This is a genomic window from Seinonella peptonophila (assembly GCF_900129355.1).
Taxonomy (GTDB): domain Bacteria; phylum Bacillota; class Bacilli; order Thermoactinomycetales; family Thermoactinomycetaceae; genus Seinonella; species Seinonella peptonophila.
Genome location: NZ_FQVL01000014.1, coordinates 30,301 through 52,743, shown reverse-complemented (window position 1 = coordinate 52,743; position 22,443 = coordinate 30,301). Strand labels below are relative to the sequence as shown.

Annotated in this window: 28 protein-coding genes and 1 pseudogene; 9 read left to right on the top strand and 20 right to left on the bottom strand. The window is 39.7% G+C overall.

Annotated features, from left to right (window positions below):
- Positions 1-62: 62 nt before the first annotated feature.
- Positions 63-494 carry an SgcJ/EcaC family oxidoreductase gene (locus tag BUB71_RS16180; protein WP_073157237.1) on the bottom strand — a complete coding sequence of 144 codons (432 nt, stop codon included), beginning with the start codon at positions 492-494 and terminating at the stop codon, positions 63-65.
- A 116-nt stretch (positions 495-610) separates the two neighbouring features.
- Between BUB71_RS16180 and BUB71_RS18940 the strand changes: the two are divergent.
- Positions 611-766, top strand: a pseudogene (locus BUB71_RS18940) (LysR family transcriptional regulator); the annotation flags it as partial.
- Positions 767-1,143: 377 nt separating this feature from the next.
- Here the strand turns inward: BUB71_RS18940 and BUB71_RS19765 are convergent.
- The 4 genes from BUB71_RS19765 to BUB71_RS16160 all read right to left on the bottom strand — a co-directional run bounded on the left by BUB71_RS19765 (position 1,144) and on the right by BUB71_RS16160 (position 3,095).
- Positions 1,144-1,314 (bottom strand): hypothetical protein, encoded by a 171-nt coding sequence (locus tag BUB71_RS19765; protein ID WP_175552403.1) that lies wholly within the window; start codon positions 1,312-1,314, stop codon positions 1,144-1,146.
- Between the two features lie 96 nt (positions 1,315-1,410).
- Complete coding sequence (locus BUB71_RS16170) at positions 1,411-2,040, bottom strand: hypothetical protein (RefSeq protein WP_073157233.1); 630 nt, start codon at positions 2,038-2,040, stop codon at positions 1,411-1,413.
- A gap of 52 nt (positions 2,041-2,092) precedes the next feature.
- Complete coding sequence (locus tag BUB71_RS16165; protein ID WP_073157230.1) at positions 2,093-2,755, bottom strand: permease prefix domain 1-containing protein; 663 nt, start codon at positions 2,753-2,755, stop codon at positions 2,093-2,095.
- Positions 2,745-3,095 (bottom strand): PadR family transcriptional regulator, encoded by a 351-nt coding sequence (locus tag BUB71_RS16160; protein ID WP_073157226.1) that lies wholly within the window; start codon positions 3,093-3,095, stop codon positions 2,745-2,747. The genes BUB71_RS16165 and BUB71_RS16160 overlap by 11 nt, the downstream gene beginning before the upstream one ends.
- Before the next feature lie 529 nt (positions 3,096-3,624).
- Between BUB71_RS16160 and BUB71_RS16155 the strand changes: the two genes are divergently transcribed.
- The gene (locus BUB71_RS16155; protein WP_073157223.1) at positions 3,625-4,467 is read left to right on the top strand and encodes a sugar phosphate isomerase/epimerase family protein; all 843 of its coding nucleotides are present in this window, start codon (positions 3,625-3,627) and stop codon (positions 4,465-4,467) included.
- A 34-nt stretch (positions 4,468-4,501) separates the two neighbouring features.
- On the opposite strand, the gene BUB71_RS16150 is transcribed toward BUB71_RS16155, so the two are convergent.
- The 3 genes from BUB71_RS16150 to tpx form a co-directional block, all read right to left on the bottom strand.
- Positions 4,502-5,947, bottom strand: a complete 1,446-nt coding sequence (locus tag BUB71_RS16150) for a TcaA 3rd/4th domain-containing protein (protein ID WP_073157219.1) — start codon at positions 5,945-5,947, stop codon at positions 4,502-4,504.
- Between the two features lie 150 nt (positions 5,948-6,097).
- Positions 6,098-6,904, bottom strand: coding sequence for an ATP-binding cassette domain-containing protein (locus BUB71_RS16145; protein ID WP_073157216.1), 807 nt, complete (start codon positions 6,902-6,904; stop codon positions 6,098-6,100).
- Positions 6,905-7,116: 212 nt separating this feature from the next.
- A complete protein-coding gene (tpx, locus tag BUB71_RS16140) occupies positions 7,117-7,635 on the bottom strand; it encodes a thiol peroxidase (RefSeq protein WP_073157213.1) in 519 nt (172 codons plus the stop codon).
- 166 nt (positions 7,636-7,801) lie between these two features.
- On the opposite strand from tpx, the gene BUB71_RS16135 reads away from it, so the two are divergent.
- The 3 genes from BUB71_RS16135 to BUB71_RS16125 are packed head-to-tail and all read left to right on the top strand — an operon-like array spanning position 7,802 to position 9,004.
- A complete protein-coding gene (locus BUB71_RS16135) occupies positions 7,802-8,146 on the top strand; it encodes a hypothetical protein (RefSeq protein WP_073157210.1) in 345 nt (114 codons plus the stop codon).
- 32 nt (positions 8,147-8,178) lie between these two features.
- Entirely contained in the window at positions 8,179-8,763 is a 585-nt protein-coding gene (locus tag BUB71_RS16130; protein WP_175552402.1) for a YdcF family protein, read from the top strand.
- A 16-nt stretch (positions 8,764-8,779) separates the two neighbouring features.
- A complete protein-coding gene (locus BUB71_RS16125) occupies positions 8,780-9,004 on the top strand; it encodes a DUF1128 family protein (RefSeq protein ID WP_073157204.1) in 225 nt (74 codons plus the stop codon).
- Here BUB71_RS16125 and BUB71_RS16120 read toward each other — a convergent pair.
- A complete protein-coding gene (locus BUB71_RS16120) occupies positions 9,001-9,408 on the bottom strand; it encodes an acyl-CoA thioesterase (protein ID WP_073157202.1) in 408 nt (135 codons plus the stop codon). The genes BUB71_RS16125 and BUB71_RS16120 overlap by 4 nt on opposite strands.
- Positions 9,409-9,505: 97 nt before the next feature.
- On the opposite strand from BUB71_RS16120, the gene BUB71_RS16115 reads away from it, so the two are divergent.
- Complete coding sequence (locus BUB71_RS16115; RefSeq protein WP_073157199.1) at positions 9,506-9,775, top strand: YolD-like family protein; 270 nt, start codon at positions 9,506-9,508, stop codon at positions 9,773-9,775.
- 125 nt (positions 9,776-9,900) lie between these two features.
- Here the strand turns inward: BUB71_RS16115 and lpdA are convergent, their stop codons facing one another.
- From lpdA to BUB71_RS16090, 5 genes are all read right to left on the bottom strand, one after another.
- Positions 9,901-11,319, bottom strand: a complete 1,419-nt coding sequence (gene lpdA / locus BUB71_RS16110; protein WP_073157195.1) for a dihydrolipoyl dehydrogenase — start codon at positions 11,317-11,319, stop codon at positions 9,901-9,903.
- 1 nt (position 11,320) lies between these two features.
- Entirely contained in the window at positions 11,321-12,592 is a 1,272-nt protein-coding gene (locus BUB71_RS16105; protein WP_073157191.1) for a dihydrolipoamide acetyltransferase family protein, read from the bottom strand.
- A 51-nt stretch (positions 12,593-12,643) separates the two neighbouring features.
- Complete coding sequence (locus BUB71_RS16100; protein ID WP_073157187.1) at positions 12,644-13,624, bottom strand: alpha-ketoacid dehydrogenase subunit beta; 981 nt, start codon at positions 13,622-13,624, stop codon at positions 12,644-12,646.
- A 1-nt stretch (position 13,625) separates the two neighbouring features.
- Positions 13,626-14,717, bottom strand: coding sequence for a pyruvate dehydrogenase (acetyl-transferring) E1 component subunit alpha (gene pdhA / locus BUB71_RS16095; RefSeq protein ID WP_073157182.1), 1,092 nt, complete (start codon positions 14,715-14,717; stop codon positions 13,626-13,628).
- Between the two features lie 242 nt (positions 14,718-14,959).
- The gene (locus tag BUB71_RS16090) at positions 14,960-15,790 is read right to left on the bottom strand and encodes a hypothetical protein (protein ID WP_073157179.1); all 831 of its coding nucleotides are present in this window, start codon (positions 15,788-15,790) and stop codon (positions 14,960-14,962) included.
- An 87-nt stretch (positions 15,791-15,877) separates the two neighbouring features.
- Here BUB71_RS16090 and mnmL point away from each other — a divergent pair, with 87 nt between their 5' ends.
- Both mnmL and mnmM read left to right on the top strand, forming a co-directional pair.
- Entirely contained in the window at positions 15,878-16,861 is a 984-nt protein-coding gene (gene mnmL, locus BUB71_RS16085) for a tRNA modification radical SAM protein MnmL/YtqA (RefSeq protein WP_245815678.1), read from the top strand.
- Complete coding sequence (gene mnmM, locus BUB71_RS16080) at positions 16,858-17,430, top strand: tRNA 5-(aminomethyl)-2-thiouridylate-methyltransferase MnmM (RefSeq protein WP_073157176.1); 573 nt, start codon at positions 16,858-16,860, stop codon at positions 17,428-17,430. Before mnmL ends, mnmM begins: the two co-directional genes overlap by 4 nt.
- Before the next feature lie 29 nt (positions 17,431-17,459).
- On the opposite strand, the gene BUB71_RS16075 is transcribed toward mnmM, so the two are convergent.
- The 6 genes from BUB71_RS16075 to BUB71_RS16050 all read right to left on the bottom strand — a co-directional run bounded on the left by BUB71_RS16075 (position 17,460) and on the right by BUB71_RS16050 (position 21,256).
- Entirely contained in the window at positions 17,460-18,323 is an 864-nt protein-coding gene (locus BUB71_RS16075) for an SDR family NAD(P)-dependent oxidoreductase (RefSeq protein ID WP_245815676.1), read from the bottom strand.
- Positions 18,324-18,530: 207 nt separating this feature from the next.
- The gene (locus BUB71_RS16070; protein ID WP_073157173.1) at positions 18,531-18,914 is read right to left on the bottom strand and encodes a S1 RNA-binding domain-containing protein; all 384 of its coding nucleotides are present in this window, start codon (positions 18,912-18,914) and stop codon (positions 18,531-18,533) included.
- Between the two features lie 217 nt (positions 18,915-19,131).
- Positions 19,132-19,551: a YgiT-type zinc finger protein gene (locus tag BUB71_RS16065; RefSeq protein WP_073157168.1), complete on the bottom strand. Its 420-nt coding sequence runs from the start codon at positions 19,549-19,551 to the stop codon at positions 19,132-19,134.
- Positions 19,552-19,752: 201 nt separating this feature from the next.
- Positions 19,753-20,133, bottom strand: a complete 381-nt coding sequence (gcvH, locus tag BUB71_RS16060) for a glycine cleavage system protein GcvH (protein WP_073157165.1) — start codon at positions 20,131-20,133, stop codon at positions 19,753-19,755.
- Positions 20,134-20,586 (bottom strand): redoxin domain-containing protein, encoded by a 453-nt coding sequence (locus BUB71_RS16055; RefSeq protein ID WP_073157295.1) that lies wholly within the window; start codon positions 20,584-20,586, stop codon positions 20,134-20,136.
- 109 nt (positions 20,587-20,695) lie between these two features.
- Entirely contained in the window at positions 20,696-21,256 is a 561-nt protein-coding gene (locus BUB71_RS16050; protein ID WP_073157162.1) for a peroxiredoxin, read from the bottom strand.
- A gap of 524 nt (positions 21,257-21,780) precedes the next feature.
- On the opposite strand from BUB71_RS16050, the gene BUB71_RS16045 reads away from it, so the two are divergent.
- Positions 21,781-22,410 (top strand): AIM24 family protein, encoded by a 630-nt coding sequence (locus BUB71_RS16045; RefSeq protein WP_073157159.1) that lies wholly within the window; start codon positions 21,781-21,783, stop codon positions 22,408-22,410.
- Positions 22,411-22,443 lie beyond the last annotated feature (33 nt).

Below are 22,443 nucleotides of genomic sequence, written 5' to 3'. Positions count from 1 at the left end.
AACGATTCTCCAATTAGCTTTCGGTTGCCTTTATTGGGTTCTCCAAAAGATGTTTTATCATTTTATGGATTGGTATGATCATCTCCTTGGATCAACGTATTTTGCCCAGCGGCAACTTTCCATGTACTGTTCTCTTTGATCATCACATATACAGCCATGCTCCCTTGACTTCCTTTTATTATTTTCTTATCAGGGGTAGTTGAATATTGCCTAATATGTGTTACCGCTACATCTGGTCGGATAAAGGAAATATTCGCAACATCATAGCGGGCATATGAATTCTTTAGCGGTTCTTTATAGACAGCCTTATGCACTTCATTTATTTCCTTCCAACCCGATAATCGTTGACCCATTACATTGACCCATGATGCGTCGGAAGTAAAGTGACGATCAAGCTCATCAGCGTCATGGTTGTTATGTGCTGTTTCCATTTCAATAATGATTTGTTTGATCATATTGATCTCTTTTTCAAGAACATCATTTTTTTTGGTCATCGATCATTTCTCTCCTTTGATTCTATTCATATCCATCATACATTTGATTATAGATATATAAAAATATATATTTGTATATATCTATATTCCTTTTAGTATATAAGGATGCAACAACTTTGGAATTATTACAACTTCAATATTTCCAAAGGGTCGCAAGAATGGAGCACATGACGAAGGCAGCGAAAGATCTTCGGATTGCACAACCAGCTCTCAGCAAAACAATTGCGCGCTTGGAGAGAGATATAGGTGTACCATTATTTGATCGTAAAGGTAATTTATTTCATCTACTGCATATTAAACAACCAATCTGTCAACGTACTTATCAATTGTCATGGCTAAAAGAACGATATCTATCACAAGCTGCAAATACATTTCGAGATTTTTTCCTACAATCTTTCATTTATCGATAATTTCTTTAAACTTTTATCCACATAATAATAGTCGCTTGTTCTAATCATCTTAAAATCACTAATCCCGATTGATAATTTCTTTTTCATTTTCTTCCTTCATTTACTTTCATCCGAGTACATACCATCTATATCCAATTATATCCGATCTCGCTTTAGAAGTAATGAACGGTGTTCGTTCTTGTTATTCAGATTCCAACTAAATGCTAAATTAGATCCAAACATTTGGCTTACAGTCATTCTCAATACAAATGGATTTCAAAAACAACGTCTTGAGTCGAATCAAGGCGTTGTTTTATATAACAACCGACTACTTCAAATTGTCCATAACCAACCGCTGTTTTTGCCCCAGTCCCACTTTCATTTCCTGCAAATACGATCCATTCTTTATTATTTGTAAATCTTCCTGACATGGGATAGCATCAAAGAAAAGTAATTTTCCGTCTGTTTTGCCCCTTGCTCCCTAGCAACTTCAGCTTTTTCTTATTCATTTAACCCATTTTAGACGACTATTTCATTATTGGTTTAACAGCAGTGGGTATTTGCTTCTGTTTCTTTCGTTTACCCCAAGGCTTAAATTTAGAAATAGCCACTAAATAGCCAAGAAAGAGAATCGCACCAATGCTTCCGTAGATGAGCCCTTGACGACTCTCCAAATATACCGCATTATGGAAGAAGTCAAAATGACCATTTTTCGTGAATTCTATGGTTTTTCCATACCAAACACGCATCCAATAGCTACCAAAAGCAATGGAAAGCACATTCCCTACTGTTTTTGCGATTACCCAGTAATAGTTCATCAGTCCCCAATGTGTTCGTACAGCTAACCACACTCCAGTGATAATGCAGCCAAATGCACCAGGAATAATCAAAAACCAATCGGAATATTTTGCATATAAATGCGTTGTGTGCATAAGTATCGGATCAGTCGTATACGTACTACCAATAGTCAGTAGCAAAGTAGCGAATAATCCGCTGAAATAAATAATGAAAAAGAAAATGTGACTAATCAACCAACCATTTTTAGCAGCCATACTCAATTTCTTTGATCTTTTGCTACCAAGCCAGCCAATGAGCCAAATGATGAGGAGAAGCACTACTACTATGGGCCCCACCTGGATCAATAATTCAACTATCATCAGATGTCCTCCTCTGCTGTAGTTAAGCTTCTTGACATAACAAAGAACTATGCTATGAATTTTCTTTCTTTCGGTCTACTTCCGTTAGTATAAGATAAAGAATGACTCCTACACTGATCATAAAAAACACCATAAATGGGGCGATGGCTGTGTAGATTTTACCCATACCAGCATATGTCATAATGGATACAAAAAATCCAAACAGACCTGTTCCAACTGCCGCAGCATATATCGTTGCTCGAATTTTATTCATACCATAACACTTCTTCGTTTCCCGAGTCAGCACGCTATACGTTGTGATCGCTCCACCCAACACCACAAAAATTAACGGCCCCACTGCACTAATTGTTTCAGAAGTTTGGAAAAACAACATCGTGCAGACCAACCCTCCAAATAGGATCAACAAAACACCCACAACAATTCCAATCGTCGAAATCTGTGCCGCCCTCGTCGAGTAGACTTTCTGCTTCGCCTGATTTTGCCCGAGCTGACGCATCTCTTCCACTAATTCACTCAGATCCCCCAGCGAAATCATCGCCTCTTGCAACGATTGCTGTTCATCCATTCCACGCGATTGAAAATCAGCAACCTTCTCTTTGATATTAGTGCTCAACTCTTCTTTTAACTCAAATAATGCTTGACTGGATCCAACTCCAGCAAACAACTCGTTTATCCGCTCTTTTACCTTTTTATCTACAGATGAATTATTCATCATGATTCAATCCCCCATTAATCAGTTTATCTAAGATATTCTTAGCGAACGCCCAATCCTTTTGACTTTGTTCATAAAATTGACTACCTGCTTCTGTGATTCGATAGTACTTGCGTCGACTACCTGTCGTCTCATCACCCCAATAAGACAGAATATAGCCTTCTTTCTCTAGCCGTCGAAAAGCTGTATACAAAGTTGCTTCTTTCAGCTCATATTGATTGTCACTGAGCGCGATGATCTGTTTATAGATTGCATATCCGTAGCTATCACCTTGTCGAAGTACATTTAAAATGATTGTGCTCGTATGACCTCGAATGAGATCAGTCGAAATTTTCCCTGCCATATATACTCACCTCTCGATATATAATCTATTACACAATACTATTTCTGTCAAGGTATTGTGCGAAAAATATTCATTGGCTTCTTTAAACTTCTCATCTAGTTCTATCTCCTCCATTCAATGACATTCAATTCATTATTCACATTATGTGAAATGCAAAACAACAAAAACCGAGATATAGAAATAACTATCTCGGTTTTTCACATGTACATCACCATCGACTGATGACCTATGTATGCGTGTTCAATTATGTTGATCAACTATCTAAATTGAAAGATATTTTATGATCAGTTCCTGGTATAATCTACCTGAAATCTGCTATAACTGGTGGGAAAATCCATTTATTGTGTTACATCTATTGTTACTATGAACAGTTTGTTCATCCAATTCCTTATTCAACTTGCATAAAAACGCCTGTTTTCAATATCAGGCGTTTTTTATATTAAATTAACATTTATATTTTATATATTATAAGTCTTTTATTTATAGAATGTTATAATAATGTTTATACAAATAGAAAGAGGTGCAACTCGTGAAATGGCTTATGGCTACAGTCACTTTTCGTTATCACATGTATTCACCAAACGATTTGGTCAGAATTGCTAGAAACTGTGGGTTTCAAGGACTAGAATTATGGGAGCCACATTTAAATAGACATCAGGATGAACTGATCCAATTAGCCAAACAGACGGATTTACATATGTATGTTTTAGGTGCATATTTAGACCTCACCAATTTTTCATCGGATTCTTACAATTGGAAGGAATCGCTTCAAGCAAAATTTCACCTCAGTCATATATTAAAAATATCCACACTTCGTTTATTCTCAGGCAATCTTTCCTATCGAGACAGCACCACCACCATTCAAACACAATGGTTAGACCGAATAGATATACTGAACCAGCTTGCGCAAGAAGCGCAAATCGATGTAGTCTTTGAAGTTCATCCACAAACTTTACTAGATGATATCAGAGGGGTTGAACTGCTTCTCAAAAATATCGATAAACGGAATTGGACACATGTAGGACTTAACTTTGATGCCTTCCATGTATGGGAACTCGGCGTTGATCCTCTCGTATGTCTCCAAAATTGGTATCCCTATGTTAAACATGTTCATCTAAAAAATGCACGCAAAAAGACAGATCAATTTCGACCAACGAATGTGTTTCATCCCAATGGAAATGTACATGAGCTAGCTTCTTTAAAGCAGGGAGTTGTAGAGATAAAACCTTTAATTGAATACTTAGGGCGTAGAAGTTATAACCGTACAGTTACACTTGAATGGTTTGGTAATGCTCGTTTGCAATTTTTAAAAGAGGAAGTCAATTATCTGAATAGCTGCCTTAAAAGCCAAACAATCCAGGACATCATCTAAGGGGCGCAATTTTTTACGCCCCAAGTCTATTTAGCTAAAAATTTGTAATGAGATTATGCGAATCTCGAAACAGATCATCTGAAAATAATATGGAATTTAAGTCTGTAATCAACCACTCTTTTGATTGTTCATCATAGACAACCCACACATAAGCATCTTCGACAACATCTTCTAGTGGCTCATCCCCATGATCAAAGTTGCCATAGACCCGTTCACGAAAGTGGAATTGGACAGGTATTTTCACTTTGACTTGTCCATCGTTTTCTATCGTAGCCGTTGCTTTCAACGGATTTACAATTGTTTTCACAGCCACTCCTTGATACCGATCCCCTGATTGAAACTGCTTCTGATCACGAAACTCACCTTCATATTTTTCTTTTAATTTAGAATGAATTGAGGTATATGGTTTTGTACTACTGGTCAACTTTGCTTTTACTCGTTCTTTGGCATAGCGATTGATTAAATCAAGCATGGGCTTTTTTAACTCAGGACTTGAAAAAGGATTAGGGGTTAAATCAAACTTCCAGACATTCGGTTTGATTGGAATGGGTGTGCTTTTTAACACTCCCCAAGGAAATGAGCGCTCCCCATCTATACGCAATGATCCATCATCTGTGACTGGACCAAAATCAACGATCGTGTTGCCTACGGTCTGTCCTGTTTTTTTACCATTTATTACAATTTCAGTATCTGGCATTCCTGAGTAAACGCGAATCGTCCCAATCGATAGCGCCAATGTCTCTTTTGCTATTCGATTTTCCGCTTGAAATAAATTTACTTCCCGTTCTGTCGTAACGGTAGTATATGGGAATTTTTTGCTTCCTTTTATTTGGTAAATCCCAGGCAAAAAAGGCCCTGATTTCCCTTTATTCCTAACGATTTTAACCGGCTGATGATTAATCCAAACCTGAACACCTGGAAGATTGGTTGTCACTTCTATATATCCTGTTTTGACACCTATACAATATGTATCCCATAAAAACCCTTCTTTTTTCTTCAGATAAAAAAAGGATGAAGGATGCTTTGAAACAGCATCAGCGGTCACACTTTTTTCATCTAATCCTTGTTCCTTTCGTAATAGTGCAAGAATCCCATCTGAACCATAAAAGAAGTCCTCATCCTGTTGCGAAAATTTGATTAAATCTTTCGCCTGTTTCTGATTAAATTTGAATCGAGCTTGATCCGGTTCAATCAATTTTTGCAGCCCAGACACATCCTCTTGTTCTAAAGCCTGCGTAAACTGCGTAATGGCTTCATCTGAGTCGACTTTTAAAATAGATATCGTATAAAGTCCAATGAAGATAGTCAAAATAATCGTAGTCGTTGTTAAAACCGCTTTTTTATGCTGACTAATCCAATTTTTCATCTGCTTGGTAAAAGGGTGTTGCCACATTTTCCGCATTCTATTTGCTGCTCTTTCTAGCCATTCTAGAAATCGTTGTAGTCGAGAGCGTTTGTCTTGTTTCTTTTCCTCACTCATTTCAATCCTCCAAAGCAATTCATTTATCCTTAACTCCTTCCCTGATCTGATCAACAAAAAACTCCCACATATCCATGATGTGAGAGTCAAATTGATGAAAGTAACGAGCGAGTGGAGAGGTGAGATAATCATATTGGTGAAAATCGTGCTTTATTGTTCTGTGGCGCGAGTAAAGGTCTGCATCGCCTTATACCATGCTGCGACCGTACCTTCTGAAACGCTTGCTGTCAGCAAATTTCGTTTTCCCATCCGGCGACATGAACCATATTCTAATAGAATCATTTCATCAGCACATTCTGCCAATTCCATATCTTGAGTAGATAGAAGGACAATTCGTTTACGATCAAGACTCTTTAATTCATGAATTAATAGCTGCCGACCATAATCGTCAAGTCCGCGTGTTGGCTCATCCAAAATCCAAAATTGTGGTTGTACAAGCAAACTTTGGACAATTAAATACCGTTTTAATTCGCTGACTGGCAGATCGGCAAGCGGACGTTTACGAAATGCAGCAAGACCCCATTTAGCTAGCATTTTCCTCACGCGAGCTCGCGGTCTGGAAAGACGATGCAACTGAGCCAGATGAATTAATGATTCTTCACAAGTTGTATGATGTTTCACATGTTCTATGTCAGGTACATATCCGATCTTTTCTTTTAAGTCACCCAAGCCAGAAGTCCCAGAAGCAATAACACTTCCACGTGACCATACATAGTGCTGATCAGATTGAAAACGGTAGGTGATGCGACCATCATCGGGAAGCATTACAGCCGCAGTAACTTTCAGTAATGTTGACTTGCCTGATCCCTCTGGTCCTAGGATGACAGTAATTCCTTGGCGAACCTGAGCAGAAAAATCAAGGAGACCATATGAAGAAGGTTTTTTCATCTGTTTCAGTGACTTCTGCCCTTCTTGCTGCCCATATTGTTTACTTACATGCGACCAATGTATCCACAAAGGAAACGACATCCTTTCATAAGCTATCATCTTATTATGTAAAGAGCCATATCTATTAATCAATATAGGAACATCATGCAAATCGACATCTTTGATCTTTCGTCAACTTTCCATTAATTCTGCGTCTTCATTCCTCTATTTTCACATAAAAACCCTAGTACCTCAAGAACGAAGTACTAGGGTTCAACTAATCTTCACGTCAACTTGACGAATTATTTACCTAACGCTTGCTGAGCAGCCAGAATAGGAGCTTCATAATTTGGATGTTCTGTTGCCTCTGAAACATATTCAACATAGACAACTTGATCATTCTGATCGACTACAAATACTGCACGTGCCAATAGTCTTAACTCTTCAATGGCAACACCATAAGCAGTCCCAAAAGAGAGCTCACGATGATCAGAGAGTGTCTGTACCTGTTCTACTCCAGCAGCCCCACACCAGCGTTTCTGGGCAAAAGGTAGATCAACACTAATTGTCAATATTTTTACATCAGGTAATTTCCCAGCTTCCTCATTAAAACGGCGTGTTTGCTGATCACAAACGCCAGTATCAAGCGAGGGAACAACGCTAATAATTCTGACTGACCCTTTGCTATCAGCTAAAGAGACAGGTGTGAGATCATTTGCTAAAACAGTAAAATCGGGAGCTTGCTGACCGACTTTTACCTCTGGTCCTAATAGAGTAACAGCGTTTCCTTTAAACGTAATTGCTCCATGACGTTTTTCCATATGTAAGGCTCATTCGACAAAATGCGGATGAGCTGCCTCCCTTCAAAGATTATGACGTTCACTTGCCTACTTTATATTAACATATTTGCTCCATACTTTCCTTGTCATTTCAAGTGAGAGAAATATAAGCTATAATGTATGGATGATGTAGAAAGGAGTCCTACACATGAAACCTACCAGTAAACAAAATTTGCATGTAGACATTAGCGATCTTGCTGCGGCAAAATTAAAATGGCTTTTAACCCAAGAGCAGGATCAAAGCTCAGACTGGCTTGGCTTTCGCGTGATTCCACTTACGTCAGGTTGTAACACCCCATCATTTGCAATCGAAATGACTGAATGGAAAATAAGTGATTCCAAAATCGAAGTAAAAGGTGTTCCCTTTCTATATGATGTGGCGACAAGTAATTGGTTAGATGGACTTGTCATCGACGTAAATCGCGACACAGGTCGCTTTAGTGTCTACCATCCCAATCCCCCAGAGATGGGAGGATGTCCATTGCCCTCATAAGCAGGGATTCAAATATGGTGAGGAATAGAATTTTGACAGAAAAGTGGATATACTTATTGACGATTATATTAATTCTTTTGCTCAGTCTCTACTTTTACTTGTACTATCTGACTTCACAATTTGATGAAGTAAACCCTTCTTCAGAATCTAGGGAAGCAGGCATTATTCTGGGCGCTGCATTGTGGGACGGTGAATTGAGCCCAGCGCTAAAAGAACGATGTGATCTGGGTCTCTCCCTTTACCGTTCAGGTCTGGTAAAATATTTGGTACTCTCAGGTGGTCTAGGAAATGACCAACACACAGAAGCTAAGGCGATGTTTGAATATCTTCAAAAACAAGGGCTACCCAAGAACCGACTCATTCTAGAAGATAACTCACGCAACACTTGGGAAAACTTACGTAACACCAAGCAACTTTTGCAGCAGTATCATCTTAAAAAAGTAACCATTATTACACATGATTATCATCTCTACCGTGCTTTGCGAATTGCACACCAGCTCCAAATCGATGCCAAACCATCACCTGTTCATTCGACCGTTATGTTTATGCCGTATTATAAAACAAAAGAGTCACTTTCACTCATTAAACAATATCTAATGGAGTATATGCGTTCTTAAAGAAAGGATGTTTCATTTGGATTTAAAATCAGCAAATCAAGCGAATCTCGAACATGTCATTGAATCGATCAAACAACAATTAAATATCGTCAACGCCGCTTTAATCCGCTCTGAAAACTACTCATTGGATCAATATGATGAGCTACTAGATATTTATCATTTTATAGAGCAAAGAAAAGGGAATTTAACAATGATGGAAATAGAGGGCGTATTGGAAGAGCTGCGGGAGTTAAAAAGCTAACGCTCCCGCTCTCTTGTAAAATGTTCAGCGAGAATAGTGGGCAATGGCACAGACTTTCTTTTCTCTAAAGAAATGGTAACGCCTGTCACAATCGCTTCTGTTACTAATTGATCTTCTTGATTAAAAATTTGTTGTTGAAGTAGATAGCTTGTTCTCCCCTTGCTATGGGGCTGCGTCTTAATCAAGAGTCGTTCCCCTAAGCGAGCCTCTTTCCGATAATCAATTTCAATCCTCGCAACAACTGTACCGATTCCAATTGCTTGTAATTCATCAAATGGAATACCCGCCTTGTTATACCAATCTTCTCTTCCCCACTCCAGGTACTCGATGTACTTTGCATTATTTACATGCCCCATCACGTCAATTTCCGTAGGTCGTACCTCGATTTCAATTTCTGTCTTCATGTGTTGCCACCTCGCTAAATATTAGCTTGACTACGAACATATATTCGGATACAATCATCTTAAATCAAACGTCGCGTTCATTAATGGAGTGATGAAATTGCAACGTCATATCTCAATCGAGTATCATCCTTTTAACCGATCATTCGACCCTGAGCAGTCTTTGATGATCAGTCAATCCATTCAAACTGCCTTTGAGCAGGAAATTCCGCTCTCTGTGATTTATCGCGTGGCAAGTGGAATGGAGCATCAATTTTGTGGGTATGTTGATCAGATTGATCCTTATGAACGATGGCTTCAACTTCGCAATGGAGTATTATACAAGCGAATCTTTTTTACAAACCTGCTACAGATTGATTTATTTGACTAACAAACGTATCTTGACATCTTGACAACATTTTTTCAAGCCTTTATTGAAAAATTTTTCTATCTTTATTCAAACAAAACCCCCCTTTCCACGTATGAGGAAAGGGGGGTTTGTAAATCCATATCTTTTTAACGATTCACCATATGAATTGCATGTCCTAAAATCCCTTCAGCCGCTTCCATCAATGGCTCCGTTAATGTTGGATGAGGATGAATCGTTAAGCTCAAATCTTCTGCATTCGCCCCCATCTCAATCGCAAAGACAGCTTCACCAATCAATGCTGAAGCTTCAGGCCCTACAATCTGAACGCCCAGCACTTGCTTCGTCTTTGCATCCGCTACAATTTGGGCAAAGCCATCGGTCTGATTCATCGATAGAGCACGACCATTTACTTGGAAAGCAAAACGGCTAACTTTTGTCTCATAGCCTGCCTCTTTTGCCGCTGACTCTGTTAAGCCTGTATAAGCGATCTCTGGGTCACTAAAGATCACATATGGCATTGCCTGATAGTCAACGATGCTCTTCTGTCCACAAAGAGCTTCCGCAGCGATTTTCCCTTCATAGCCAGCCTTATGAGCCAGTAAATCACCACCGGCACAGTCGCCAACCGCATAGATATGCTCTTGATTGGTTTGACAACGTTGATCTGTTTTGATAAATCCTCGCTCATCTAAAGTAACACCAATCGATTCCAAACCAAGTTCATCCGTATTTGGCTTACGACCAATTGAGACTAACGCATAATCGGCAGTAATCGTTTGTTGCTCATCTTTATGGGTAAAGCTTACCTCAACAGAATCGCCTTTGTTTTCGCCACCTTGTACCAAAGCCTCTGTTAAAACTTTTACACCAAGCTTTTTCAGCTTGCGAGAAACCATTTTACTCAAAGCTGCATCCGTGCCAGGTAAGATAGATTTCTGCCCTTCTAAAATCGTTACCTCACTGCCCAGTTTTGCAAAAGCAGTTCCTAGTTCTAAGCCGATATAGCCTCCACCCACGACGACAAGTTTTTGTGGTACTTCACTTAATGATAAAGCTTCTGTAGAAGAGATAATCCGCTGTCTATCAAAGGGAAGAATCGGTAATTCAGCAGGTCTTGATCCTGTTGCAATCACCACATCTTTAAATTGATAGGTTTGGGAAGCGTCATCATTTATCACACGGAGACGATCCGTACCAGAAAAAAATGCTTCACCACTCACTACTTCTACTTTATTTCCCTTTAACAGGGAACTAACGCCACCTGTTAACTTCTTCACGACCTTATCTTTCCATCCGATTAGTTTTTTCATATCAACAGAAACTTCACCAGCAACATCAATCCCCATCTCGCCTGCTGATTGAATATGCTCTACCCGTTCTGCTGCGCTAATCAGTGCTTTTGATGGAATACATCCGATGTTTAAACATACTCCACCCAAATTTCCTTTTTCGACCAACATGACGCTTCGTCCTAATTGTGCAGCCCGAATCGCTGCTGTATATCCACCAATTCCACCACCGACTACTACTACATCTACTTCTTGTGCTAGATCGCCAACTACCATCTTACCTCATCTCCATCATTAATAGATTTGGGTGTTCCAATAGCTGTTTCAATCGATTTAAGAAGCGTGCTGCCACATCCCCATCAATGAGTCGATGGTCAAATGTGAGTGACATAAACATGAGTGAACGAACTTTGATTTCACCATCGATGACGACGGGTTTTTCCTTTATCGTTCCGACACCGAGAATTGCTACCTCTGGTTGATTGATTATTGGAGTAAAGAACTGTGTTCCATAACCACCAATATTTGAGATGGTAAACGTACCACCGCGCATCTCATCTGGTGATAATTTCAACTCACGCGCTCGACTTGCTTTATCATTGATTTCATCTGCTAATTCAAAAATCGTTTTTTGATCAGCATTGTGTAGGACAGGGACAGTTAATCCTTGATCAGTTGCTGCCGCTAATCCAATATTATAGAAATGCTTAATAACAATCTCATTATTTTCTATGTCAATCGAAGCGTTAAGAGTTGGATATTCTTTTAAAGCAGTAATAACTGCCTTGATAATAAACGGTAAGTAAGAAAGTTTCGTACCCCGTGTTTCTGCAATTGCTTTACCAGCCTTACGCAGGGCGATTAATTCGTTCACATCAAACTCATCAAAGAATGTAACATGTGGTGAAGTCTGTTTACTTTCAACCATGCGTTTTGCAATCGTACGTCGAATACCACGTAAAGGTATCCGCTCTTCTGTTCCTGGCTCATATGAAACAGAGGTTGGCTGTGCTTTTGCTTGTTTTGCTCCGCCTTGCAGGTAAGAATCGATATCATCCCGTAAGACCCGTCCATGTTTTCCGCTTCCAGTAACTTGGCTAATATCTATCCCTTGCTCTCTTGCATACTTACGTACAGAGGGCATAGCTGAGACATTCTTTTTGTCTGTGGTTTCCGATTCAGTCTCTACTACTGATTTCTCTTCTGTTTGATCTAAGCGAGCTGTAGCTGAATCGGATGGCACTTCCGTAGCAGTGGGTTGTGAAGGGACAGATTCAGCTGCTGATGGCTCAGATTGGTTCCCCTCGCCCTCCACTTCAAAAGTGGCTACTACGCTATCAACAATTGCGATGTCTCCTTCTTTTATGTTGAGCGATTTCACAACACCTGAAACAGGTGAAGCAAGCTCAACCACAGCTTTATCTGTCTGCACTTCAGCTAAGGTATCAAATTCCTCAATCTTGTCCCCTTCTTTAACCAAAAGCTTAACAATCTCAACCTCGTGCATTCCTTCCCCTACATCGGGCAAATGAAATTCATATAGACCCACGAGAGCATTCCTCCAATCTAGTCGAAACAGTAATCCTATCTTGAATAAATTTTAGAAATCAAGAACTTCATTTAATGCATCGACAACGCGCTTTGGAGACGGCAACCATTCTTCTTCAATCTGTGGAAAAGCGAGTACTGTATCTGGCCCTGTTACCCTTTTTACAGGTGCCTCCAGCTGAAGGATTGCTTGCTCATTAATTTGAGCAATCAATTCTGCAGCGATTCCTGCCGACTTTTGCGCTTCTTGAACTACAACTGCACGACCCGTTTTCTTGACTGATTCAACAATTGTCTCTGTATCTAAGGGGCTAATTGTACGCAAATCTACCACTTCTACTTTTGCACCGCGCTCTTTTTCAATCATTTCAGCGGCTTTTAGGGAAGTATGTACCATCGCTCCATACGAAAAGATCGAGACATCAGAGCCCTCACGAACGACATTTGCCTTTCCAATGGGTACTGTATAATCACCTTCAGGGACTTCACCTTTGATCGAGAAGTAAAGCTTTAAGTGCTCTAAGAAAAAGACAGGATCATTTTCGCGAATCGCCGAGAGCAGCAATCCTTTTGCATCGTAAGGATTAGAAGGAACAACTACTTTAATCCCTGGAGTCTGAGCTAATAACCCTTCCAAACTATCACCATGCAACTCTGGCGGCTTTACTCCTGCTCCAAAAGGCGCTCGAATCGTCAAAGGAGCATGATATCGTCCACCTGAGCGATAGCGAAGTCTTGGAGCTTGTACCGCAATGCTATCCAATGCTTCAAAGATAAAGCCAATAAACTGTATCTCTGCAACAGGGCGAAAGCCTTGTGTTCCAAGTCCAATCGCTAAACCTACAATCCCTGATTCTGCAAGTGGTGTATCAAAAACGCGCTCTTCCCCAAACTCCTGTTGTAAATCGGTAGTCACACGAAATACCCCACCATTTCTCCCCACATCTTCACCAAAGATCAAGACATCGGGATCACGTGCTAACTCGACTCGTAATGCATCATTGATCGCTTCTTGCATCTTCATCTGCGCCATCTTAGGAATCCCCCTTAAACCATGCTTTTTGTGCTTCGAGTTGTGGAGGAGTCGTTTCATACATTGAATCGATCAATCCAGGAATTGTCATTTTCGAATAGGTTTCTGCTTTTTTAATTGCCGCAGAAACTTCTTGTTTCGCTTCCTCTATAACCTGATTCTCTTCTTCTTCAGTCCAAATTCCTTTTGTCACTACATAATCACGAAAACGAACAAGCGGTTCCTTTTCTGCCCACTCGGTAGACTCGTTCTCCTCCCGATATCGCTTAGGATCATCACCAGACATGGAGTGTGCGCCCAATCGATAATTTAATGCTTCAATCAAGGTAGGACCTTTGCCTTCGACTGCACGTTGACGCGCTTCAGCAACTGCTTCATATACTGCAAGTACATCCATACCATCGACTTGTAGGCTACGGACACCTGCTGCTACGCCTTTTTGCGCAATACTATCAGCCGCAGTCTGTTTTGCTACTGGGGTAGAAATTGCATATCCATTATTTTGCACGATAAAAATAGCAGGCAGATTAAAAATTCCAGCAAAATTTAATGCTTCATAAAAATCCCCTTGAGAGCTACCACCATCACCCGTATAAGTAATGGCGACATTTTTCTTACCTCTGCGTTTTAAACCCATTGCTACACCAGGCGTTTGCACATATTGTGCGCCAATGATGATCTGAGGGATAAGACAATGCACATCTTCTGGAATCTCACCACCATGCTGATGACCACGTGACCAGAGAAAAGCCTGATACATTGGATAGCCATGCCAATATATTTGTGGAATATCCCGATAACCAGGTAAGATAAAATCTTCTTTTTCTAAAGCAAATTGACTTCCAATCATTGTAGCTTCTTGTCCAGAAACAGGTGCATAGAAGCCAAGTCGTCCTTGCTTTGCTAGACCGATTGCTCGTTGATCCCAAGTACGTGTAAACACCATACGACGCATCAATTCTTTTAGTTGATCATCTGAGAGCGTCTCTTCACCTCTGATTCGCTCTCCTTCTAGCGAGAGAACTGATAACGTTTCCAACGGTTTTACTTGAACTACGTGGGACGTCTTTTTTCTCGTTGTCTGTTTAGGCAACGTCCATCACCTCACCGTGATAATCTGTTATAAAATAAAAAACATCTGTCATATAACAGGACCGTTCATTTCTTTCTATCATTTATACCACGCCCTTTTTCTCACTAGGACAAGGGAATATACGTAAATAATACAACTACATGATAAAAATTGTCAATTGAGCGGTCCTTTTTTATAATTTGCATCTGATCCGTATAAATTCCCGATCAATTAAAAATAAAAACGTATAAAAAAATAATTATTTACTCTTCTGTTTTATCTTCTTCCTCCATCTCATGACTAATTGCATCTTTCTTTACATAATCGGGAAGGAGAATAGGTTGTTGTAAGTCTCCAGTAAGTTCTATTTTTCCTTTTCTTTCAAGAGAAAACTCAATTTCTTTTAGTTTGGTACTTAATTTAAGATTCAATTCAATATGATGCAGTCGTTTGGTCTGTCGATCGATAAAAATTCTTTCAGATAGGCGATCCGTCTGAATTGAAACTTTTGCCTTTGGGTCTACATTGGTTGCTTGTTGGAAAGCGGATAAGAAGTCATGGTATGCTTGGGTAAGATACTCTTTACTGGCTGCTTTTCCAATTTCTAACACAAAAAAGCGACCTTGTATTCCCTTTCCTGCGCTACCTTTTGTGACAGCTTGAAGTAGTTGATCGGGTCGATAGTTTAAATTTAATTGCTCAATTGTTCCTTTCTCTTTTTGCCAACCACTAATTCCTGTTTTCTGATAAACCGTTCCATCAGAATAATATAATTCTGAGCGAACGGTATGACCATTGGTTATGTATTGTCGGATAGAATGAATCTTCACTGGTTTAAAACTATAAGATTCTTGAAAATGATATTGGCTATGTAATACAGTCTTCTTTTGATTGTGAATCAATGTTTGAGTTTCGTTACCTTTTGCAACAGATTGATAACCTTTTGTCTTTTTTAATTCACCCATTGAATCATGTGCAACTTGTTCAGCAGAAGTAAATCGATCAGCAAAAGAACTGATTACAGAACACCCACTAAAAGTAAGCAAACAAAAAGTGGCCATGAACACCATTGTTACTTTGTGAAACTTGCTCATCTTCTCTCTCCCTGTAAACAATATGTACCAAGATTCTATCATATCTTTTGAATTTACATACGATCGATTTCATGTTAACAATCGGTTATGATGAAAGCTGAATGGATGGTGATTGAAATGTCGCTTCATTGGGGAGAAAAACGCTACCATGCCTGGAATTATCATCTACGGCAAACCTTTGGAGAAAAGGTATTTAAAGTTGCTCTCGATGGAGGTTTTACTTGTCCAAATCGTGATGGAAAAGTTGCTGTTGGAGGCTGCACTTTTTGCTCTGCTCGTGGTTCTGGCGACTTTGCCGGCAATCGACGCGACGATTTATTAAAACAATTTCATGATGTGAAGAAACGTATGCATCAAAAATGGCCAAAAGCGAAGTATCTTGGTTATTTCCAAGCTTTTAGTAATACTTATGCACCTGTTGCACAACTGAGGGAAATGTACGAACTCATTTTAGAACAAGAAGGGGTTGTAGGGCTTTCGATTGCCACCCGACCCGATTGTCTACCCGATGATGTGGTTGAGTATTTAGCTGAGTTAAATAAACGCACATATCTCTGGGTGGAATTAGGACTACAAACGATTCATGAACATACATCACAATTAATCAATCGCGGCCATGATTTTGCTTGTTTTCTAGAAGGTGTTGAGAAGCTGCAAAAACGTGGGATTCGCACCTGCGCGCATATTATCCATGGGCTACCTGGCGAAAGTGAAGAGGAAATGCTTCAAACGGTACAAGCATGCTCCGAGATGGATATACAGGGAATTAAAATTCACTTGCTTCACTTGATGAAAAATACGCCCATGGTCAAACAGTACGAACAAGGGCTAGTAAAATTTTTAGATAAAGAGACCTATGTTCGACTTGTTGTAGATTCGCTTGAGCTACTCCCACCAGAAATGATTATTCATCGCATTACAGGTGATGGCCCCCCTAATCTGTTAATTGGGCCGATGTGGAGTACAAAAAAATGGGAAGTACTCAATGCGATCGATGATGAATTAAAGCGTCGGGATAGTTGGCAAGGCAAACGAGCCTCAACATTGTCTCAAAAGACGGGCACGGTATGAGCTTACCTAAGATTCTAGCTTATACACATCAAGTGATTGGCGAAGTATTATCCGTGGGAGGAATTGCCATCGACGCGACGGTTGGTAACGGATACGACACATTATTTCTTGCCAAACAAGTAGGTAGCCAAGGTCGCGTTTATGGCTTTGATATACAACAAACAGCGATTTCTATTACGAGAAAACGACTGATTGAGCATCATGCTTCAGAGCAAGTAGAGCTTTTTTTAAATAACCATGCCCTACTTCATCAAGATATTCCACTGGTATATAAAGGGAAAATAGGCGCTATCATGTTTAATCTTGGCTATCTGCCAAATGGCGATCACCAGATCATCACCACAGCACATACGACACAATATGCAGCAGAACAAGCGAGCGAATGGCTGATGAAGGGTGGAAGAATGACCCTTGTCCTCTACACAGGTCATTCTGGCGGCGAAGCAGAGGCCTCTACAGTCATTAATTGGGCTTCTTCACTTCCCACTAAACAGTTCCGAGTCGATTGGTATCAAATTTTAAATCGTCATCAAGCTCCATCAATCCTAATCATTGAAAAAAACACCTGATGTTGATTCATCAGGTGTTTTTTATTGCCTTATTGATCTGGATTTCGCTCTTCTTGTATTCTACGAACCATTCCGGTTACCACTTTACGCGGCAGAAAGCGTACAGATCGAGCTAAAATCCGGTTGGTCGTGCCTGGAACGATCAAACGTTTTCCTCTCATAAACTCCCGAAAGGCAATCCTCGCAACCTCTTCAGCAGTCATTATATTACGTTGAAAAAGTTTTGATTGCTCCAGGTTGGCGCGCTTTTCAAAACGAGTCGCTGTTGGTCCAGGACAGAGTACGCTTACTTGTACCCCGGCCTCTTCCAATTCATTGGCTAAAGCTTCACTAAAAGAAAGCACATATGCTTTCGTGGCATAATATACGGCCATCAATGGCCCACCAGGCTGAAAACCAGCAACAGATGATAAATTTAATATTTTTCCATTTCCTTGTTTGACCATTTCACAACTGACTAACTTTGTTAGAGATGTAAGCGCTATCACATTTACCTGAATCATTTCAAGCTCCTTTGTCAAAGAAGTTTGGGTAAATGGTCCATATGCACCAAAGCCAGCATTATTCACAAGAATATCAATCGATAATCCACGTTCTGAAACGGTCTGTATGATTTTCTTAGCTGCATCAGGAAGCGCCAAATCTTCTTCAATCATATGAATCGTAGAATTAAATTCATACTTCCAAAGTCGCTGTAATTCTATTAATTTTTGCCTATTTCTACCAACTAGTATCAATTCATAATTATTCATGGCAAAAAGACGAGCTAACTCAAGACCGATTCCTGATGTTGGACCTGTGATTAACACTTTCTCTTTATTTATCACTGAGTTACCGTCACGAAAAATAAAGTCTAACCATGCAAAGGTCGAATGATTCGCAATACTCTGCACATGCCAAACAACGGCAGTTTCGCTCTATTGTGAAGCAATGATGGTATATCCGATGACCTTGTGATGAATCATCATGTAGAGACTGTTTAGACTTACCTCTTTCGCAACGACCTTCCTCCCTTCAAGCATTTCATTTTTCATAATAAAAACATCTTCCTCTCGCTGGAAGATGCGTTTAGGTGTGCAAGGATCAAACTCACTTGCTATTTAACTTCGATTCTTCTTATGTTTAGCAGCAAGTGCGCTTAAACGCTCTTCGCTACTTTTCATCCATTTTTTCATCATATCCTCAAAATCGCCCGGAGACTTTCTACTCCCACGACGATCGCTACCTCTTCGACTTTGTGGGGCATTCTCGCTTAACGCTTTGATGGATAGGGAAATTTTACCTGCGGGGTCTATGGTGATTACCTTGGCTTTCACCTCTACACCTACTGCTAACTCATCTTCCACCTTTTCAACATACTTGGTAGAAATCTGAGAGATGTGAATCAAACCAGTTTCACCTGATCCTAGCTTGACAAAAGCCCCAAAAGGTTTTGTTGAAATCACTTCTCCCGTTACGATGTCCCCTACCTTTAACTGGCTCATTATAACACTCCCGAAATGGAATTCACTCTGTTCGAAGATATCACTTTTTTCCTTTTAAGTCAACGAATTTTTTTAACCCAACCATGGAAAAATAAGTCATCTTTTCCATTAGTGGAATCAACATCTTTTTTTGTACTAAAAAGGATACACAGCTCTTGCCATGTATCCCTTACTGCTACACTATGTGAAAGTGATTCAATCACTCAAGTGTCAGTCTTTATTTACTACTTTCTTTCTGTTCTTCTAATCTTTTTAGGCGACCCGTTAATACTTTCAAACGATTTTTCAATTCCTCGCCCCATTCAGCATCTCCAAGCTGTTTTGTTGCGCTTAACAAATCAAGTGAGTAATCAATCTGCTCGCGCAAAATCGGTTCTAAGTCCGCCTCCTGAAAACTTACACAGTACTCTTTCCATTCAGCGATCAATTCGGGGTCGATTTTATCACGGAGGGTGGTCTCTTTCACACCATCTTCAACTGCATACTGAACAACTAATTCAAATTCTTCCTTCACAGCCGGGTGCACCTCTATTTCATGACAAACCGGACAGTATAACAAAGGAACGTTGTGTACAAAGACGGAATGCTTTCGCAAAGAACCAATTGCACCTATCATAGCAGCTCCACAGCAGTACATTTTTACATCCCCCTCCTCTTCCCCACTTCATAAAGTCGGTACTGAATTTGAGTTAGTTACTATTTACCCAACCTGTACAAAAGATAAACACAAGCAATCAATTGTTTCATTAAAAAAAACAAAAATATATCTGTTATCTCAGTAACATAACCGAAAAAGCATAGTGATACCACTATGCTTGAAACCAATGTATTCGACGTATTATACTTCGATGACTTCTTTATATTGCTCCGCCGTTAATAATTCTTCCACATCATTTACATTATTTGGCTCTACAATAATCATCCAACCCTCTTCATACGGAGAGTCATTAATATTCTCTGGTGATCCATCCAATTCCTCATTGACAGCTACTACTTTACCATCAATAGGTGCATATAGTTCTGAAACAGTTTTTACAGATTCGACATTGCCAAAAGAAGTATTTGCTTTGATCTCTTGTCCTACTTCTGGAAGTTCTACAAACACAATATCTCCTAATTCATCTTGTGCAAAGTCGGTAATCCCAATCCGAACTTGATTATCTTCAATCTTTACCCATTCATGCTCTTTTGTATATCTCAGCTCCTGAGGGAATTCCATCTATTCAGCCTCCTTCTCTTCTTCGTTTAACACGCGTTCCAGAGGATTTTTTAATAACTTCAACGCTTTTTCGCCAGCAGAGCGATGACGCAATACGCCGCTTGCATCAAAAAGATAAAATGCTGGTACAAATTGGTTTTCAAAACGATCCACAACAGTATGTGTATTATCTATCGCTTGAGGATGTGTGAGTTCATATTTGGTAATAGTATCTTTAACTGGATCAATCGCAAGATCCTTTTCCGAACGCGGCATATGAACACCAACAAATTGTAACTGTGGGTATTCCTCACGCATTTTATTCACATCAGGTAGACTCTCTTTACATATTCCACAGCTAATCGACCAAAAATGGACCAGAATCGGTTTGCCTAACAGGTCTTCTTTTTTTGCTTCACCATTTACCCATTCAGCAATTCCAGTTAATTCAGGTATCTCCGTTTTTAAACGCATTGGCATTTCAATCACCTCAATCAGTAGTCTATAGATTGTGAATGACTCCGTTGAATGGATATTTATGAAAAGGGCCTAACACTGGGGATAGGCCCTTTTATTCATTCATTTAGAGTGTATTTTGACCAGGTTTCCAATCGGATGGGCATAGACCGCCAGTTTGAAGGGCTTGCAATACTCGAAGCGTTTCATCTACACTGCGACCGATATTATTATCTGTCACAACTTGATAACGTACAATTCCCTCAGGATCAATGATAAATAGACCTCGGAGTGCAACACCTTCATCCTCAAGCAATACCCCATAATCACGGCTCACTTTGTGCGTGGTATCAGCACCTAGTGGATATTGAATATCACCTAGACCGTTCTCATCACGTGGTGTGTGAATCCATGCCCGGTGTGAAAATTTGCTGTCAGTAGACACACCCAAAATCTCTGTGTCCAGCTCAGTAAATTCTTCATAACGGTCGCTCAATGCGGTAATTTCCGTTGGACATACAAAAGTAAAGTCAAGCGGATAAAAGAAGAGAACTAGCCATTTTCCGCGGTAATCGGAGAGCTTTACACGTTCTTCCAGTGTCTCTATATTTTTCGTGCTTTCCATATCGAAGTCCGGTGCTGGTTTCCCAACTAAACGTTCTACTGTTTGTTCTGCTACTACTGCCATATGTAGTACTTGCTACTCATCATCTGTCTCTCGTCAAAAGACAGGGTGTAGCAAGTATTCACCCCCTTATAAGATTTCATCGCGTTTCAAAACACAACAAATAAAAAATATCACAGGCTCACATTGAAGTCAATACTAAATTATATTAAATACAAATTGAAAAGAATTATCATTATTATTGATTTTGCTTATATCTTTGATTGTTACCTAAAATAACGTTATCTATTTAATTAGTTAACAGAAAGCGGTTCTAAAAAGAGATGAAAAAATTCTGCTCAGCCATATCTAATTAATTAAATTGATGTTATAATATTAGTAATAATACAGTTTAAATTGATTCGTCTCTTTCGATTTGGAGGTAATGATTCCCCACCACTGCATTACATCGAGATCTGAAAGGAGGCGCTTGCTCCATTGAGAGAGTAAGCGAGAAATCACCTATGGGAAACCTATTTGAAATAATTGATTCCTACGACTGTGAAAACGCAAAGTTCGAAATTTTGCAGTATAGAGAAAACCAATGTATGCCGATTTCCACTGATGGAGCACGTTTAAAGCAGGTTCGTGTAATCTTGGATAATGGAACTGTCGTCACAGAAACAGGCGCGCTTCAACAAATCCAAGGACACATCTCTTCTGACTCCCACCAAAAGCAAAAAAATCTATTTCACAAACTTACTCTTTCCAGGCGAACAAAAACAAATGACATAAAACCAGCCTATCAGGGTCGTGGTGAACTCTATCTAGAGCCTGACTTTTGTCACTATTTTTTACATAAACTTGATAATGAGGAAATTATAGTCGATCATGGAATGTTTTACTGTTGCGAATCAACAATTCGTGTCAGTCCCATCAAACCAAAGAAAGTGGACAACCAGACTTATATCACCCAAACAAAACTGAGTGGTACAGGGATTTGTGTACTCCGTTCTCCAATCCCGGAAAGTCAGATTCTTAAATTTGAATTATATAATGAGCGGTTACAAATAGAACCAGGAGGCGTTATTTTACGAAGTGCTTCTCTCCAATCACCCATGCAAAATCTCCGAAATCTCTTTCAATCATTTACGGGTCGAACGGAAGCGCTGGAAACATTTACCGGCACAGGGCAAATCTGGGTTGCACCAACCCTATTTTTAAATCGCATTATGTAGGAAGGCAATGATCAGAATGGATCATTGCTTTTT

Coding starts and splice junctions, on each gene's coding strand:
- tpx (WP_073157213.1), bottom strand. CDS start 7,635: ATGGAAAAACGTCATGGAGCAATTACGTTTAAAGGAAACGCTGTTACT.
- BUB71_RS16135 (WP_073157210.1), top strand. CDS start 7,802: ATGAAACCTACCAGTAAACAAAATTTGCATGTAGACATTAGCGATCTT.
- gcvH (WP_073157165.1), bottom strand. CDS start 20,133: ATGGAATTCCCTCAGGAGCTGAGATATACAAAAGAGCATGAATGGGTA.
- mnmL (WP_245815678.1), top strand. CDS start 15,878: ATGATGAAAGCTGAATGGATGGTGATTGAAATGTCGCTTCATTGGGGA.
- BUB71_RS16090 (WP_073157179.1), bottom strand. CDS start 15,790: ATGAGCAAGTTTCACAAAGTAACAATGGTGTTCATGGCCACTTTTTGT.
- BUB71_RS16100 (WP_073157187.1), bottom strand. CDS start 13,624: ATGGCGCAGATGAAGATGCAAGAAGCGATCAATGATGCATTACGAGTC.
- BUB71_RS16050 (WP_073157162.1), bottom strand. CDS start 21,256: ATGGCAGTAGTAGCAGAACAAACAGTAGAACGTTTAGTTGGGAAACCA.
- BUB71_RS16170 (WP_073157233.1), bottom strand. CDS start 2,040: ATGATAGTTGAATTATTGATCCAGGTGGGGCCCATAGTAGTAGTGCTT.
- BUB71_RS16045 (WP_073157159.1), top strand. CDS start 21,781: ATGCCGATTTCCACTGATGGAGCACGTTTAAAGCAGGTTCGTGTAATC.
- BUB71_RS16160 (WP_073157226.1), bottom strand. CDS start 3,095: ATGGCAGGGAAAATTTCGACTGATCTCATTCGAGGTCATACGAGCACA.
- mnmM (WP_073157176.1), top strand. CDS start 16,858: ATGAGCTTACCTAAGATTCTAGCTTATACACATCAAGTGATTGGCGAA.
- BUB71_RS16065 (WP_073157168.1), bottom strand. CDS start 19,551: ATGTACTGCTGTGGAGCTGCTATGATAGGTGCAATTGGTTCTTTGCGA.
- BUB71_RS16150 (WP_073157219.1), bottom strand. CDS start 5,947: ATGAGTGAGGAAAAGAAACAAGACAAACGCTCTCGACTACAACGATTT.
- BUB71_RS16120 (WP_073157202.1), bottom strand. CDS start 9,408: ATGAAGACAGAAATTGAAATCGAGGTACGACCTACGGAAATTGACGTG.
- BUB71_RS16165 (WP_073157230.1), bottom strand. CDS start 2,755: ATGATGAATAATTCATCTGTAGATAAAAAGGTAAAAGAGCGGATAAAC.
- BUB71_RS16055 (WP_073157295.1), bottom strand. CDS start 20,586: ATGCGTTTAAAAACGGAGATACCTGAATTAACTGGAATTGCTGAATGG.
- BUB71_RS16180 (WP_073157237.1), bottom strand. CDS start 494: ATGACCAAAAAAAATGATGTTCTTGAAAAAGAGATCAATATGATCAAA.
- BUB71_RS16070 (WP_073157173.1), bottom strand. CDS start 18,914: ATGAGCCAGTTAAAGGTAGGGGACATCGTAACGGGAGAAGTGATTTCA.
- lpdA (WP_073157195.1), bottom strand. CDS start 11,319: ATGGTAGTTGGCGATCTAGCACAAGAAGTAGATGTAGTAGTAGTCGGT.
- BUB71_RS19765 (WP_175552403.1), bottom strand. CDS start 1,314: ATGTCAGGAAGATTTACAAATAATAAAGAATGGATCGTATTTGCAGGA.